Origin of the sequence: Pusillimonas sp., from assembly GCF_029263785.1 — a bacterium.
Lineage (GTDB): Bacteria > Pseudomonadota > Gammaproteobacteria > Burkholderiales > Burkholderiaceae_B > Pusillimonas.
Map to the genome: position 1 here is coordinate 73682 of NZ_JAJUFE010000007.1, position 14569 is coordinate 88250.

Here is a 14569-nt window from a genome sequence, read left to right on the forward strand (position 1 = left end):
ACAAGCTAAACATTACGCAGCGCCTCGTTCAGAATTGCCTGGGCCGCCAAGCCCGGCGTGTCGCGCAGCAGCGTCTTATGCATCTCGGTAAAGCGAGCCGCTGTCTGTCTGGCGTAATCCGCGTCAGTCAACGACTTCCAGGTTGCCGCAGCGAGTTTCTCGGGGGTGGCATCGTCTTGCAGCAGCTCCGGTACCGCGAAATCGTTCAGAAGCACATTGGGAAGCCCGACCCACGGTACCAGCGGACGCGACTGTCCCGACTTCCAGGCCATGATACGCCGCATCGCCGCAGACAGCACATAAGAAATCACCATCGGTCGCTTGAACAGCGCCGCCTCCAGGGTCGCAGTGCCGCTGGCCACCAGAACCGCGTCAGCAGCTTCCAGCGCATCCCAAGCTGCCGGCCTTGATCCCGACACCGCCTTGTCAAGCATCAGTAGTCCGTCTACCGGATACTCGCGCAAAATGGCTTCAAACTGAGCGCGCCGTTGCGCATTCACCATGGGAACCAGTATTCGCAGCTGCGGTTCCTGCTGGCGAAGCAAACGGACCGCCTGCAAAAACCGGGGCGCCAAGAGCTTGATTTCCGATGCCCGGCTACCCGGCATGACGGCCAGCACACGCTCGCCAGGATGCAAACCCAGCTGGCCGCGTACGCCGTCCCGGTCAGGGACCATGGGGATGATTTGAGCCAGTGGGTGGCCCACATACGTTACCGGCACCCCTTCGCTCTGATACAGAGCCTCTTCAAACGGAAACAGCACCAGCATGTGGGACACCGCCGATCGAATCTTGTGAATGCGCTCGTAGCGCCAGGCCCAGATGGAAGGCCCGACGAAATGCACAGTGGGAACGCCGGCGTCCCGCAACTGTTGCTCAAGTCGAAGATTGAAGTCGGGTGCGTCAATACCCACAAACACATCGGGCTTGTCGCGCATCCAGCGTCGCTTGACGTCACCGTAAGTTCGCAACAGGCCGGGGAGTCGCTTCAGGGCGTCGACGTAGCCAAAAACAGTCAGGGCATCCATCGAGTGCCACATGTTCAGGCCTTGCCCGGCCATTGCCGGTCCGCCAATCCCTTCGCAGACACTACCCGGAGCCAGTTCGCTCAGGCCACGCATCACTCGCGCCGCCAAGAGGTCGCCTGAGGGCTCACCGGCCACCATGGCGATACGCGGACTCATGCCCGGGCGATGCCTCGAGTCGAAGCATTGAGAAAATCGACCATGACCTGCAAGGCATCCCTGGATTCCGGCTTCTGTGCCTGCAGGGCGCTGATCTGTTCAGCCGCCTCTTCGATCTTGAGATTGCGCCGATAAAGAATTTTGTAGGCTTCTTTCAGTGCTGAAATGGATTCCGGGCTGAAACCGCGTCGACTCAGGCCTTCGCTGTTGACCCCCACCGGACGAAAGGGATCCCCCGCCCCGATCACGTAGGGAGGAATATCCTGCCGGATGGAACTTGTGCCGCCAATCATGCAATGGGCACCAATACGCACAAACTGATGAACTGCCGTCGAACCGCCAAGAATTGCCCAGTCGTCGATATGAATATGTCCGGCCAACTGAACATTGTTGGCAATGACTGTATGACTGGCAACCTGGCAGTCGTGCGCAATATGCACGTACGCCATGATCCAGTTGTCGTTACCTACGCGAGTCACGCCAACGTCTTGTGCTGTGCCCGTGTTGATCGTGACGTACTCGCGTACCATGTTCCCGTCACCGATCTCGAGCTTGGTGGGCTCGCCGTTGTACTTTTTGTCCTGAGGCATTCCACCAATCGAACAAAACCGGTAGAAAACGTTGTCCCTGCCTATGGTGGTGTGCCCATCGATGATGCAATGCGGTCCAACCTGTGTTCCCGCCCCGATGCGCACGCCGGGCCCCACGATGCTGTACGCACCGACGGTAACGTCTTCAGCCAGTTCGGCCTCCGGCGCGATAATGGCGGTGGGATGGATACGCCCGGTCATCAATCCTCCAGCGCGCGAATGGCGCACATCAGCTTCGCTGCCGCCACTTCCTGGCCATCAACAGTGGCTCGAGCACTGTACTTGCACATGGTACGGCTCAGGCGATCGGCGGAAACTTCGAGTCGCAACTGGTCGCCCGGCACTACTGGCCTGCGGAACCTTGCGCCATCTACACCAACCAGGTAGTAGGCGATCTTGCGATCGGCGGGATTGACCGTGGAATCGCCCTCGAAAGAGAAAAGTGCAGCGGCCTGAGCCATGGCTTCTATGATCAGGACGCCAGGCATGACAGGATGATGCGGGAAGTGCCCCTCGAAGAACGGTTCGTTCATTGAAACGTTCTTGATGGCGACAATGCTTTTGCCGGCCTCCATTTCAATGACTCGGTCGATCAACAGCATCGGATAGCGATGCGGCAGCCGTTCCATGATTTCTTTGATGTTCAGTTCCATTTGTTTCTATCCTACCGGCGTCATTCGCGCATGCGCCTTTGTCAATTGCTATCTTGTTTTTCGAGGGCTCTCAAGCGTCGCCTGAGTTGCGACAGTTGCCCCAGCGCCGCCGCGTTGCGCTGCCAGCCGGCATGCTCATCAAAAGGATAGACTCCCGTGTAGCGTCCTGGCTTGTCGATATTTGAAGTGATGGCCGTACCGCCCGAGACGTGGACATCGTCGCCCAGCACGATATGCCCCGAAATCATGGAAGCACCACCTATGGTGCAGCGCGCGCCGATAGTAGTGGAACCCGCAATACCTACACACGCCGCCATGGCGGTGTGCTTTCCGATACGCACGTTATGCGCCACCATGATCTGGTTATCGAGTTTGACTCCGTCGGCGATGACCGTATCTTCGAGTGCGCCACGATCGATGGTGGTGTTGGCACCAATCTCGACATCATTCCCCACGGATACGCCACCCAACTGGGCGATTTTAGCCCAGGCACCCGGTTCGCTACCCGGATGCGGCGCAAAGCCGAATCCGTCTGCGCCCAGCACCGCGCCACTGTGCAAGATGGCCCGATCGCCAATATGTACACCGTGGTACAGCGTGACTCTGGCGTGCAAAAGACCGTCAGATCCGATAGAAGAACCTGCCCCCACAACGCAACCCGGCCCGATACGCGTGCCCTTGCCAATGCTGGCGCCGTCTTCAATCACACAGTACGGACCAATGCTGACGCCCTCGGCTATCTGGGCAGACTCTGCAATGACCGCAGTGGGATGAATTCCTTTGGGCAGACCCTGGATACGGTGCTGGTCAAACCACTGAGCCAGCAAGGCGTACATCAGATACGGCTGACTGCAAAGCACGACCCTGAATGGCACCGGCTTAGCTTCGAGGGATTCCCAGGCTTCGGGAGTCAGGATGACCGCGGCCGCGCGACAATGCTTCAGTTGGTCCTGAAGGCGTGGATTCGCCAGAAAGCTGATCTCGCTTGGCCCTGCGCTAAGTAAAGAGCCCAGGCCCTGGATACGGGGCATGGGCTGGTCGGATTCGACGATGCGAGTATCCAGGCCGGTAAGGTTGGCTGCCTGCAACAGCCCGGGCAACGTAGGCGCCGCTTCTGGCGCTAACAATACCGGCATGTTTATTAGCCGCCAAGGGCTTTCATGACCTGGTCGGTAATGTCTACACGTGGACTGACAGTGACCGCATCCTGGATGATAAGGTCGTAGCCTTGTTGTTCGGCGATCTGCTTGATGGCGGCGTCGGCCTTTTCAACAATGGCGGAGAACTCTTCGTTACGGCGACGATTGAAATCTTCTTGAAATTCGCGACGCTTGCGTTGGAGGTCGGAGTCAAGGTCAGCCAATTGACGTTGACGCTTGATGCGCTCTGACTCGGAGAGCACAGGTGCGTCCTTATCGTATTTTTGAGCCTGATTTCGCAGGTTGTTGGCCAGCGATTGCAGCTCTTCATCACGCCGCTTGAATTCGGACTCGATTTTTGCCTGTGCCGCCTTGGCAGGCTTTGAGTCGCGCAAGATGCGTTCGGTACTGACAAAACCAATTTTTGTGGGTTGTGTTTGAGCCTGTACTGCAGGCGCGCCCACCACAGACACTGCGCCCAACGCAGCCGCCAACACCAAGGCGCGGTTGCCTGCTGCAATACGGCTGGCAAAACGGCCGGCTACAGCAGAAAGCTTCAATGTGAAATCAGACTTCATGAAAATCTACCTTGCGAAGGAGCAGTATGAATAAAAGACTAATTGTGCCATTAAAAGAGGAACATTAGAAACCCGTTCCGATCTGGAACTGGAAGGCCTGTTTGTCGTCGCCCTCCTTGGCATTGAGTGCCCGGCCAAAGGAAAGTTCAAGCGGTCCCATCGGTGACTGCCAGGACAAACCTACACCAGCCGAATAACGCCAGCCGCATGGGTCTTGCACATGATGCTGGAAGCCGTCCATACACGTCATGCCGGAACCCGCAGCGACCTGGCCCACATCGGTAAACAGGAACCAACGCAATGTACGGTCGCGGGTAGCACCGGGGAACGGCAGGTACAGCTGGACGTTACCGACAATGCGGCGTGCACCACCAAGGTAGTCGCCGGTGCGGGTATCGCGTGGGCCAAGCGAGGCGCCCTCGTAGCCCCGAACCGAACCGATGCCGCCGGCATATACGTTCTTGATGACCGGGAACGCCTTGCCGCCATACGTTCTGCCCCAGTCGACCTGACCATTGAAGGCAAGCGTAAAGCTGCGACCCAGCGGGAAATAATGCTGATGCTGCGCGTGGAACATGTAATAGCGCAGGTCCATGGTAGAGAAGTCGGCAGCCAGACGGCTGTAACTGCCCCTGTTGGGTGCAATGGCGCTATCGCGGGTGTCTTTGGCCCAGCCTACGTTGAAGATGACCGCGTTGGTGGTACGGCCGTATTCGTTGACATAGTCCGTATAGGCCTGAGGCGCGTTGTAAAGATCGAGCTGGTTGCGTTCGAACGTCACACCGGTAAAGATGCGGTCGTATTCCGAAATTGGCACGCCAAAGTTCAAGCCGCCGCCCAGTGCTGTGACGCGGTAATCACCTTCACCAAAATCGCTGGATGAACGGATCTGGTACGGTGTGGTGCGCCGATAGTACAGCGATGTGGTCTTGCTGATGCCGTCAATCGTCCAGTAGGGATCGGTATGGGCGATGACCGCTGAACGGTTGGTCTTGCTGGTGTTGACCTGCAGCGACAAACTGTTGCCGCTACCGAAGATATTGTCCTGGCTGATACCGGCCGACAGGATCACCTTGTCGGTCGAGCCATAGCCCACACCCAGGTTGATCATGCCGGTGGGCTTTTCCTTGACGTCGACGTTGATGTCGACCTGATCCGGCGAGCCAGGCACGGGCTCGGTCTCGACGTTGACCTCGTTGAAGTAGCCCAGGCGGTCGATACGATCTCGCGACATCTTGATGTCGTTGGCGTCGTACCACGACGCCTCCATCTGGCGCATTTCACGACGGATGACCTCGTCACGCGTACGCGTGTTTCCACCAATCTGGATACGGCGCACGTAAACGCGACGGCCTGGGTCAACATAGAATGTAAGGTCGGCTTCGTGGGCATCGCGATCAAGCACCGGATTGGGGTTTACGTTCGCAAATGCATAACCCAGGGTGCCCAGATAATCGGTAATGGCTTTGGCAGTTTCGTTAGTGGTCGCGGCCGAGAAGGTAGCGCCCTCCTTGACCTTGATCAGTTTGCGCAGTTCTTCATCAAGCCCAAGAAGCTCGCCGGCGAGCTTCACGCTGCGCACCGTATAGGGTTCGCCTTCGTGCACGGTAAACGTGATGAAAATGCCCGTGCGATCAGGGGAAATAGATACCTGTGGCGGTTCGGACGAAAACTCCAGGTAGCCACGGTCGAGATAGAACGAACGAATGCGCTCGATATCGCCTTCGAGCTTTTCTCGCGAGTATTTGTCAGTACCGGTGTACCAGGTCATGAAGCCCGAAGTGGTCAGCTCGAGCTCATCGCGCAGCCGACCCGACGAAAAGGCTTCGTTACCCACGAAGTTGATTTCCTTGATCTTGGCCAGGTCGCCTTCAAAAATGTCAAAACTGATACCGACCCGGTTGCGAGGCAAGGGGGTAATGATGGGGTTGATCTCGACACCATACTTGCCCTTGGCCAGGTACTGCTGCTTGAGCTCGAATTCGGCGCGCTCGAGCATTGCCTGATCGAACACACGGCCCGGACCAAACCCCACGGAAGCAAGCGACTTGTTGAGCGCTTCGGCATCGAATTCGCGCATGCCATTGAACGTGACCGAGGCAATGGTGGGACGTTCTTTGACATTGATGACCAGGACGTTGTTGTCGGTATCGATGCTGACGTCGCTAAAGAACCCTGTGGCATACAGCCTTTGAATCGCTTCGCTGGCCTGCTCTTCGGTAAATTGCTCACCAACCTTGACCGGCAGGTAACTGAACACGGCCCCCGCATCTACACGCTGGATTCCGTTTACACGAATATCTTGCACGACGAAGGGCGTGAAGGCGCTCGCCAGGGTTGGCGACAGGCAGGCCGCCAGGATCAGCGGCAAGACACGACGGCTATATTTTGTTTTCCGACGAAACGACATCCTGGTGGATCCTTAGTAGATCAAATTGGGGAAAGATTGTAAGGCAGAACCCGCCCAATGTGCGGATCTGAGCACTCACTAACTGAAAAGTCGGGTGAAATCATTAAAGAACGCGAGTCCCATCAGGGCAGCGAGCAGCCCTAGACCAACCCTTTGCCCGGTTTCCAGCCATGCATCCGGCAGCGGCTTGCCTCGTAACATTTCGATGATGTAATACATGAGATGGCCGCCATCCAGCATGGGAATCGGGAGCAAATTCAACACGCCGATACTAACACTGATCAGGGCCAGAAATCCGATATAGGCGGCAAGCCCAATGCGTGCGGTCTGGCCGGCGTAATCGGCAATGGTGACGGGCCCGCTGATATTGCGTACCGAGACATCGCCGGTGATCATCCGACCCATCATCTTCAGCGAGAACCATACGGTATCAATGGTTCGTGCCACGCCGCGCGAAACGCTTTCGACCGGACCGTATCGCACGTTGACCATAGGAAAGTCGGCGCCCAGCATCACACCAATGCGTCCTACCTTCTGGCCAGACGCATCGACCTGTTCTTGTGGCACCAACTCGACCGTCACAGGTGTTTCCGACCGAAGAACCGTCAGGGAGACGGGCTCATTGGCCCTGCCCTGAACGAATTCAACAAACTCGGCAGCAGAAGGTTCGTACAAGGGCCCCGCGGCCAGAATGACATCACCGGGCTGAAGACCCGCCAGCTGGGCAGCGCCGCCGGCCACGATTTCACGAACCATTGGCCGCGGCGTCGCCAACGCAAGCCCTGCCTCTTTCATGAGGTCGGCCGAATCCGGCTCGATGGCCAGGGCTTCCACCACCAGCGTATGGTCACGCCCGACTCCCGCCTCGTCTTCCACCCGCAGCGCGATCGATCCACCCGATGTCAGTGAGTCGAGAAGTTCCCACCGAGCCTCGCCCCACGACCGAACCGATGTGCCATTGACGCCGACAATTCGATCGCCGGCCTGTATGCCGGCAGCCGCTGCAGGCGTTCCCGATGGCGGTGCAGCCAGAACCGCTGCCGGCTCCTGCGTTCCCACCAGGTTCAATATTGCATATAGAACTGCTGCCAGCAGCAGGTTCGCCACGGGGCCTGCAGCCACGATAGCGAAGCGCCTGGCCACTGGTTGCCGGTTGAACGCTTCGGATGCATCGGATGCGTCGGCCCGCTGGGGCTCATCGAGCATCTTTACATAGCCGCCCAGAGGGATGGCAGATAACGCCCATTCGGTACCTTGACGGTCTGTGCGCCTGAACAGAACCCGCCCGAACCCTATCGAAAAACGAAGCACCCTGACGCCACAGCGACGAGCGACCCAGTAGTGCCCGAGTTCGTGAAACGTAATGAGCAACCCCAGTGCGATGATGAAGGCGACCAGAGTAAAAAGCATGATGGGTGTGTTTCGCCTTTAAGTTATTGACAAAGCTGCTGTGCGTGCTGGCGCGCACTTGCGTCCAGTTCCAGTACCGCCTCGAGCGAATCGGGGGAACGGGCCGCCGATCCGGACATGCGATCCAGACACTCTTCGATGACCCGCGCGATGCCGGTAAATGGAATACGGTTGTTCAAGAAATGCTCGACGGCAATTTCGTTGGCGGCATTCAATACGATACACGCTTCCTGGCCGGCCTCAAGTGCCTGAAACGACAATTTCAAGCACGGAAAACGACGAAAATCAGGCGGCTCGAAGTCGAGCCGGCCGATCATGGCCAGATCCAGCGGACCCACTCCGCTTTCGATGCGATCAGGGAAACCCAGGCCATATGCGATGGGAGTCCGCATGTCTGGCTGGCCCAGCTGTGCAAGAATCGATCCGTCTTCGTATTCAACCATCGAGTGGATCATGCTTTGCGGATGGATGACCACCTGAATCTGCTCCGGCGGCATGGAAAACAGCCAGTGTGCCTCGATGACTTCCAGGCCTTTGTTCAGCATGGTGGCAGAGTCCACAGAAATCTTGCGCCCCATGCTCCAGTTCGGATGCGCGCAGGCTTGTTCCGGCGTGACACCCTCAAGGCTTGCAATGTCTACCGTTCGGAACGGCCCCCCCGATGCTGTCAGCAAGAGGCGTCGCACCCCCCGAGCCGGCATTGCCGACGACAAGGTGGCCCCCGCATGGGGCAGACACTGGAAAATGGCGTTATGTTCGCTGTCGATGGGCAGTAACTCTGCACCGTTTTGTCGCACGGCAGCCATGAAAAGGCTGCCGGCGGCCACAAGCGCCTCTTTGTTCGCCAGCAGCACTCGTTTGCCCGCACGCGCGGCGGCCAGCGCCGACGGCAAACCGGCTGCACCCACAATGGCCGCCATGACGGTATCCACGTCGGGGTCGGCGGCACATGCCTCAAGTGCCTGGGCACCCACCCGTATCTCGGGGGCCGGTCGCTGCGCCGGCCAGGCGGCAAGAAAACGCTGACGGGCTGCGTCATCCGGCACGGCGACGACACGCGCCCCGCTCGACATCGCCTGCTGTGCAAGCTGCTCCATTCTGCTGTGGGCGGTCAGGGCATGAACCTGCAGGGTATCGGCATGGCGCGATACAACATCCAATGTGCTGCAACCAATGGAACCGGTAGATCCCAATATGCAAAGACGCTGAGGCTTCATGCTGCCAGACTCACCAGCAAAAAGGCGGCAGGCGCCACCGGCAACAAGGCGTCGATGCGGTCATAGACACCGCCATGTCCGGGCAAGAGCGCACTGGAATCCTTGCGGCCGGCACGGCGCTTCAACAGGGATTCAAACAGATCGCCAATGATGGAAAGTGCAGCCAGCAAGGCGGCGAACACCATGGCACCGGCCATTGACCAGCCCTGCACAAGCACGGCACCGAAGCTGCCGGGCCATTGACTCGAGACTGCGACCCAGACGACCGCAGCTACGACACCGGCGATGGCCCCTTCCCAGCTTTTCCCGGGGCTGACTCGCGGCGCCAGTTTTCTTCGTCCGAAGGCTTTGCCCGCAAAATAGGCGCCGATATCGGCAAACCAGATTATTGCCATCAGGGAAACCAGGAACCACGCGCCAAAGACAAGATAAAACTGTACCAATGCCGCCCATGCGGTCCACACGGCGAATATGGCAAAAATGCGCAGGGCACTACTTGCTGCGGGGGCATCAGTGCGCCCTTGAACAACAAGCGCGGTGGCGGCAACGATCCAGATCAACACAACCACGGGCGTAAGCCAACTGGTGCTGACATAACTGACCCACGACGCCCACTGTGTGGACAGGCCGCCCTGAATCCAGCCCGTGGCGCAAAAAAGCATGACGCCACCCAATACCACGGCAATGATGACCGCGATGGTTTCGTTGCCGGAGCTAACCGTAAGCCTCAACCACTCCCAAAGTGCGCAGGCGGCAGCCAGAGTCAGCAGCGCAACAAGAGGCCAGGGATTGGGGACAGCCAGCGCACCCAATAGAACCGCCAAAAGTACTACTGCGGTGATCACACGTTGCGCCAGCATGGCAAAGACTCCTTATCTGGTCTTGTCGGCGAGCTGCTCGCTGGTCCGCCCAAAACGACGTTCTCGCGTGCGATACCACTTGAAAGCCGCATCAAGTTCTTTCGCTCCGAATTCGGGCCAGTAATCTTCGGTGAAATACAGCTCGGTATAAGCCAGCTGCCAAACGAGGAAATTGGAAATGCGCTGCTCGCCACCAGTGCGGATGAACAAGTCGGGCTCGGGGGCCCATGCCATCGACAAATGCTTTGCCAGATCTTGTTCCACCAGGGATTCGGGCGAGTCTGCCAGATCGGGACGCTCGCGCAGCAGGGCTCGCATGGCCTGAAGGATATCCCAGCGGCCGCCATAGTTGGCCGCGATGGTCAGATGCAGGAGGTCGTTGCCACGGGTGCGCTCTTCAGCAGCCTGGATGAGATCGCGCAAATGAGGTTCGAAGGCGGAAAGATCACCCACCACCCGCAATCGTACCCCCTGCTGCTCGAGCTTGACGACCTCTTTTTCCAGGGTCTGCACAAACAGGCGCATCAAGAGCGAGACTTCTTCCTGGGGACGGCGCCAGTTCTCGGAGCTGAACGCAAAAAGGGTCAGGTATTTGACCCCGCGGCGGCCACAGGCTTCAACGACACGCCGTACAGCCTGTACGCCACGGGCGTGTCCCGCTGTCCGCGGCAACATCCGCCGCGTGGCCCAGCGCCCGTTCCCATCCATGATGATGGCCAGATGACGTGGCACTTCGGAACTTTCAGGGATGGAAACGGTTGAACTGGTAAACATAGTGTTGAACGATCAGGCCCGCGTCTTAAACGGTCATGATCTCGGCTTCTTTCTGAGCGATCAGTTTGTCAATCTCGCCGACGTATTTGTCGGTAAGTTTCTGGATGTCATCCTGTGTGCGACGTTCTTCGTCTTCGGAAATCTCTTTGTCCTTGACCATCTTTTTGAGACTGTCATTGGCATCGCGGCGAACGTTACGCACGGCGACCTTGGCGTCCTCGCCCTCGGCGCGAACCACCTTGGTAAGGTCGCGGCGACGCTCTTCGGTAAGGGGCGGCATCGGAACGCGAATATTGTCGCCCATCGAAACCGGGTTCAGACCAAGGTCGGAATCACGAATCGCCTTTTCGATCGGACCAACCATGTTCTTTTCATAAGGTTGCACGCTCAGGGTGCGTGCGTCGATCACGTTGACGTTAGCGACCTGACCCACCGGTACCGGCGAGCCGTAATACTCGACCTGCACATGATCGAGAATGCCGGCATGGGCACGGCCCGTGCGGATCTTGGCCAAACTGGTCTTAAGTGCGTCCAGGCTTTTTGCCATACGGCCTTCGGCGGACTTCCTGACCTCGGATGTGCTCATTTCTTTTTCCTTTATCAAACGTGGACCAGGGTGCCCTCGTCCTCGCCAAGCACCACGCGCCGCAAGGCGCCAGGCTTGTTGATGGAAAACACCTTGATCGGCAACTTCTGGTCGCGGCACAGCGCAAATGCCGTGGCGTCCATAACTTCAAGTCGGCGCACGATGACTTCATCGAAGCTGATGCGTGCGTAGCGCGTTGCTGAAGGGTCCTTGTTGGGATCGGCAGTATAAATACCGTCTACCTTGGTTGCCTTCAGAACAATCTCGGCACCGATTTCGGCACCCCGCAGGGCGGCGGCAGTATCGGTGGTGAAGAATGGATTACCTGTACCAGCAGCAAAAACCACCACTTTACCTTCTTCGAGATAACGTAGCGCCTTGGGCCGGATATAGGGTTCGACAACCTGATCGAGGTTTAGGGCGGACTGAACACGTGTATCGACGCCACGATGCTTGAGTGCATCCTGCAGGGCAAGCGCGTTCATGACCGTGGCCATCATGCCCATATAATCAGCCGTGGCACGGTCCATGCCCTGGGCACCTGGCGCGACGCCACGAAAGATATTGCCTCCGCCGATGACAATTGCCAGTTCCACCCCCAACGCGGCTACTTCGGCAATTTCTTCGGTCATGCGAAGAATGGTACTTCGATTGATCCCAAAAGCGTCTTCTCCCATCAGCGCCTCGCCGGAAAGTTTGAGAAGAACACGTTTGTATGATCTGGTGGTCATAGAAGGCAATCCCGAGAAGACGTTCCAACGAAAGTGTATGCCAGATTAGCGACCGAATGCGCCAAAATTAAACAACGAGAAGCCGCCGGGCGTCTGGCGAGGCATGAAACCTGCGCCCAGCGTGGCGCGCGGGCGGCGCTCCAGGAGCGCACGCCCGCGCGATCAGGCCAAAAAAGGATTAGCTGTTGCCCGCGGCTGCCGCGACTTCAGCGGCGAAATCCTCGGACTTCTTCTCGATGCCTTCGCCCACGACAAACAAGCTGAAACGCTTGATCGAGGCGTTGTTTTCCTTGAGCATCTGCTGAACGCTCTGCTTATCGTTCTTGACGAAGGGCTGCGAAAGCAGCGTGACTTCCTTGAGGTACTTCTGCACCGAGCCCTCGACCATTTTCTCGACGATCTCGGCAGGCTTGCCGGATTCGGCCGCCTTCTGCGCAGCGACCGAGCGTTCGGCCTCGATCAGCTCGGCCGGCACGCCGGCTGCGTCCAAAGCGCGTGGCTTGGTGGCAGCAATATGCATGGCAAGGTCTTTACCGACTTCGTCGGCTCCGTCGAATTCGACCAATACGCCGATACGGCCACCGTGCACGTAGCTGGCAAGCTTGTTGGCGGTTTCGAAGCGCTCGAAGCGACGGATCGAGATGTTTTCACCAATCTTGCCAACCAGGGCCGAACGAGTGCTTTCGACTGTACCGTCAGCAAACGGCAGTTCGGACAACGCAGCCACGTCAGCAGGATTCTTGTCTGCAACCAGCTCGGCAACCTGCGCGACAAAGTTGATGAAATCGTCATTCTTGGCAACGAAATCGGTCTCGCAGTTGACTTCAACAACTGCGCCCTGCTTGCCGTCGGCAGCAATGTGCAGCCCGATGAGGCCTTCTGCGGTAACGCGGCTGGCAGCCTTGCTGGCCTTGCTGCCCAGCTTGACACGGAGCAGCTCTTCGGCACGCGCCATGTCGCCGTCGGCTTCTGCCAACGCTTTCTTGCATTCCATCATGGGCGCGTCGGTTTTCTCGCGCAGTTCTTTGACCATCGAGGCGGTAATTTGAGCCACAGTAATCTCCTGTTCTTTGAAACGGACCCCGGCACGCCGGGGCGGGGGCAGACAAGCACTACGGCCACCAGGGCGCCAGATAGCGGCGCGCATCAGGAGCGACCGAGCCGAACAGCACAAGCCAATCTGCGTCGACCACCGCCCCACCACCCTTCGGGCAGACGGGACGGCTGGAAACGGGCGCAAGTCGTGCGCCCAGGCAAAGAATTACTCTTCGCTATCGTCCTGAACTTCGACGAACTCTTCGTCGCCTTCGGCGATCTCTTCAACCAGACCGTTAAGGGCCTGATTGCGACCTTCGAGTACAGCGTCGGCCATACCCTTGACGTACAGAGCGATAGCCTTGCCCGAGTCATCGTTACCCGGAATGACATGCTCGATGCCTTCGGGCGAATGGTTGGTATCAACCACGGCCACAACGGGAATACCCAGCGACCGGGCTTCGGCTACGGCGATCTTGTGATAGCCGACGTCGACCACGAACAAGGCGTCGGGCAGATTGTTCATGTCCTTGATGCCGCCGATGGACTTATTAAGCTTGTCGAGCTCACGTTCGAACATCAGCGCTTCTTTCTTGGTCATGTGCTCGGTGGCGCCTTCGGCCTGCTGAGCTTCCATTTCCTTCAGACGCTTGACCGAGCTTTTTACGGTCTTGAAGTTGGTCATCATGCCACCCAGCCAACGGCTGTCCACATACGGCATGCCGCAACGTGCAGCTTCTTCGGCGATGACTTCGCGAGCAGCGCGCTTGGTGCCCACAAACAGGACGGTACCGCCACGAGCAGCCAGCTGGCGCATGAACTTGGCAGCTTCCTGGAATTTGACGACAGTGTGTTCGAGGTTGATGATATGAATTTTGTTACGCTGGCCAAAGATGTACGGTGCCATCTTGGGATTCCAGTAACGTGTCTGGTGACCAAAATGGACACCGGCTTCCAGCATTTCTCGCATCAAGGACATAATGTTCTCCGAGGGTTAGGTCTTGTACGCGGTCGTGCATCCGGGTATTGAATTATTCCGGACACCCTTGTGTCGCCGCGCACGCGATTTTTGCCACAATAGCTTTTGCCATCATGGCAAAGGGTTGGCGCTTCAGAACTGCTTCAAAACGGCTTCTATACTGCTTCAAAACGTTCGACGCCCTAAGTAAAGGTAAAGCCCTTAAGCTTTCGCCCTTAAGCTTTCCTTTTAGCCTTAAGCCTTTTTAGCCTTAAGCCTTTTTAGCCTTCAGCCTTTAAACCGCAAGTCTTTTAAGCTAAGCAAAAGGATCAAGACCCTAAGTAAAGGCTCTAAGTAAAGGGCTAAAGCGCAAAATCAAAGAAAGCCTATAATTCTACTATCTTTAAGTTATACAGTTCAAGTTGATATGATCCCCCTCGTTAC

The 14569-nt window shown here is 57.7% G+C and carries 14 protein-coding genes; all 14 read right to left on the bottom strand.

All coding sequences use genetic code 11. From position 1 onward, the window contains the following. Positions 1-5: 5 nt before the first annotated feature. Positions 6-1184 carry a lipid-A-disaccharide synthase gene (lpxB, locus tag Q1J88_RS03890; protein WP_301116192.1) on the bottom strand — a complete coding sequence of 393 codons (1179 nt, stop codon included), beginning with the start codon at positions 1182-1184 and terminating at the stop codon, positions 6-8. Next, positions 1181-1975: an acyl-ACP--UDP-N-acetylglucosamine O-acyltransferase gene (lpxA, locus tag Q1J88_RS03895; protein ID WP_301116193.1), complete on the bottom strand. Its 795-nt coding sequence runs from the start codon at positions 1973-1975 to the stop codon at positions 1181-1183. The genes lpxB and lpxA overlap by 4 nt, the downstream gene beginning before the upstream one ends. Further along, positions 1975-2427 (bottom strand): 3-hydroxyacyl-ACP dehydratase FabZ, encoded by a 453-nt coding sequence (gene fabZ, locus Q1J88_RS03900; protein ID WP_301116194.1) that lies wholly within the window; start codon positions 2425-2427, stop codon positions 1975-1977. Before fabZ ends, lpxA begins: the two co-directional genes overlap by 1 nt. A 41-nt stretch (positions 2428-2468) precedes the next feature. Next, positions 2469-3563 carry a UDP-3-O-(3-hydroxymyristoyl)glucosamine N-acyltransferase gene (lpxD, locus tag Q1J88_RS03905; RefSeq protein ID WP_301116195.1) on the bottom strand — a complete coding sequence of 365 codons (1095 nt, stop codon included), beginning with the start codon at positions 3561-3563 and terminating at the stop codon, positions 2469-2471. 5 nt (positions 3564-3568) lie between these two features. Beyond that, positions 3569-4144 (bottom strand): OmpH family outer membrane protein, encoded by a 576-nt coding sequence (locus tag Q1J88_RS03910; RefSeq protein ID WP_301116196.1) that lies wholly within the window; start codon positions 4142-4144, stop codon positions 3569-3571. A gap of 64 nt (positions 4145-4208) precedes the next feature. Next, positions 4209-6554 (bottom strand): outer membrane protein assembly factor BamA, encoded by a 2346-nt coding sequence (gene bamA / locus Q1J88_RS03915; RefSeq protein WP_301116198.1) that lies wholly within the window; start codon positions 6552-6554, stop codon positions 4209-4211. A gap of 78 nt (positions 6555-6632) precedes the next feature. Next, positions 6633-7964, bottom strand: a complete 1332-nt coding sequence (gene rseP / locus Q1J88_RS03920; protein ID WP_301116200.1) for an RIP metalloprotease RseP — start codon at positions 7962-7964, stop codon at positions 6633-6635. Between the two features lie 23 nt (positions 7965-7987). After that, complete coding sequence (gene ispC, locus Q1J88_RS03925) at positions 7988-9181, bottom strand: 1-deoxy-D-xylulose-5-phosphate reductoisomerase (protein ID WP_301116202.1); 1194 nt, start codon at positions 9179-9181, stop codon at positions 7988-7990. Next, positions 9178-10041 (bottom strand): phosphatidate cytidylyltransferase, encoded by an 864-nt coding sequence (locus Q1J88_RS03930; protein WP_301116204.1) that lies wholly within the window; start codon positions 10039-10041, stop codon positions 9178-9180. Before Q1J88_RS03930 ends, ispC begins: the two co-directional genes overlap by 4 nt. A 12-nt stretch (positions 10042-10053) precedes the next feature. Beyond that, a complete protein-coding gene (uppS, locus tag Q1J88_RS03935) occupies positions 10054-10815 on the bottom strand; it encodes a polyprenyl diphosphate synthase (protein WP_301116206.1) in 762 nt (253 codons plus the stop codon). Between the two features lie 25 nt (positions 10816-10840). Beyond that, on the bottom strand, positions 10841-11401 hold the full coding sequence (gene frr, locus Q1J88_RS03940) for a ribosome recycling factor (RefSeq protein WP_301116208.1): 561 nt from the start codon (positions 11399-11401) through the stop codon (positions 10841-10843). Between the two features lie 14 nt (positions 11402-11415). After that, a complete protein-coding gene (gene pyrH, locus Q1J88_RS03945; RefSeq protein ID WP_301116210.1) occupies positions 11416-12132 on the bottom strand; it encodes a UMP kinase in 717 nt (238 codons plus the stop codon). A 178-nt stretch (positions 12133-12310) separates the two neighbouring features. Then, on the bottom strand, positions 12311-13186 hold the full coding sequence (gene tsf, locus Q1J88_RS03950; protein WP_301116212.1) for a translation elongation factor Ts: 876 nt from the start codon (positions 13184-13186) through the stop codon (positions 12311-12313). 207 nt (positions 13187-13393) lie between these two features. After that, a complete protein-coding gene (gene rpsB, locus Q1J88_RS03955; RefSeq protein WP_301116215.1) occupies positions 13394-14146 on the bottom strand; it encodes a 30S ribosomal protein S2 in 753 nt (250 codons plus the stop codon). Positions 14147-14569: the final 423 nt, after the last annotated feature.

Excerpts from the sequence above, each read along its gene's own strand:
- lpxA (WP_301116193.1), bottom strand. The coding sequence starts at position 1,975 with ATGACCGGGCGTATCCATCCCACCGCCATTATCGCGCCGGAGGCCGAA.
- bamA (WP_301116198.1), bottom strand. The coding sequence starts at position 6,554 with ATGTCGTTTCGTCGGAAAACAAAATATAGCCGTCGTGTCTTGCCGCTG.
- uppS (WP_301116206.1), bottom strand. The coding sequence starts at position 10,815 with ATGTTTACCAGTTCAACCGTTTCCATCCCTGAAAGTTCCGAAGTGCCA.
- lpxB (WP_301116192.1), bottom strand. The coding sequence starts at position 1,184 with ATGAGTCCGCGTATCGCCATGGTGGCCGGTGAGCCCTCAGGCGACCTC.
- ispC (WP_301116202.1), bottom strand. The coding sequence starts at position 9,181 with ATGAAGCCTCAGCGTCTTTGCATATTGGGATCTACCGGTTCCATTGGT.
- rseP (WP_301116200.1), bottom strand. The coding sequence starts at position 7,964 with ATGCTTTTTACTCTGGTCGCCTTCATCATCGCACTGGGGTTGCTCATT.
- rpsB (WP_301116215.1), bottom strand. The coding sequence starts at position 14,146 with ATGTCCTTGATGCGAGAAATGCTGGAAGCCGGTGTCCATTTTGGTCAC.
- fabZ (WP_301116194.1), bottom strand. The coding sequence starts at position 2,427 with ATGGAACTGAACATCAAAGAAATCATGGAACGGCTGCCGCATCGCTAT.
- pyrH (WP_301116210.1), bottom strand. The coding sequence starts at position 12,132 with ATGACCACCAGATCATACAAACGTGTTCTTCTCAAACTTTCCGGCGAG.
- Q1J88_RS03910 (WP_301116196.1), bottom strand. The coding sequence starts at position 4,144 with ATGAAGTCTGATTTCACATTGAAGCTTTCTGCTGTAGCCGGCCGTTTT.
- Q1J88_RS03930 (WP_301116204.1), bottom strand. The coding sequence starts at position 10,041 with ATGCTGGCGCAACGTGTGATCACCGCAGTAGTACTTTTGGCGGTTCTA.
- lpxD (WP_301116195.1), bottom strand. The coding sequence starts at position 3,563 with ATGCCGGTATTGTTAGCGCCAGAAGCGGCGCCTACGTTGCCCGGGCTG.
- frr (WP_301116208.1), bottom strand. The coding sequence starts at position 11,401 with ATGAGCACATCCGAGGTCAGGAAGTCCGCCGAAGGCCGTATGGCAAAA.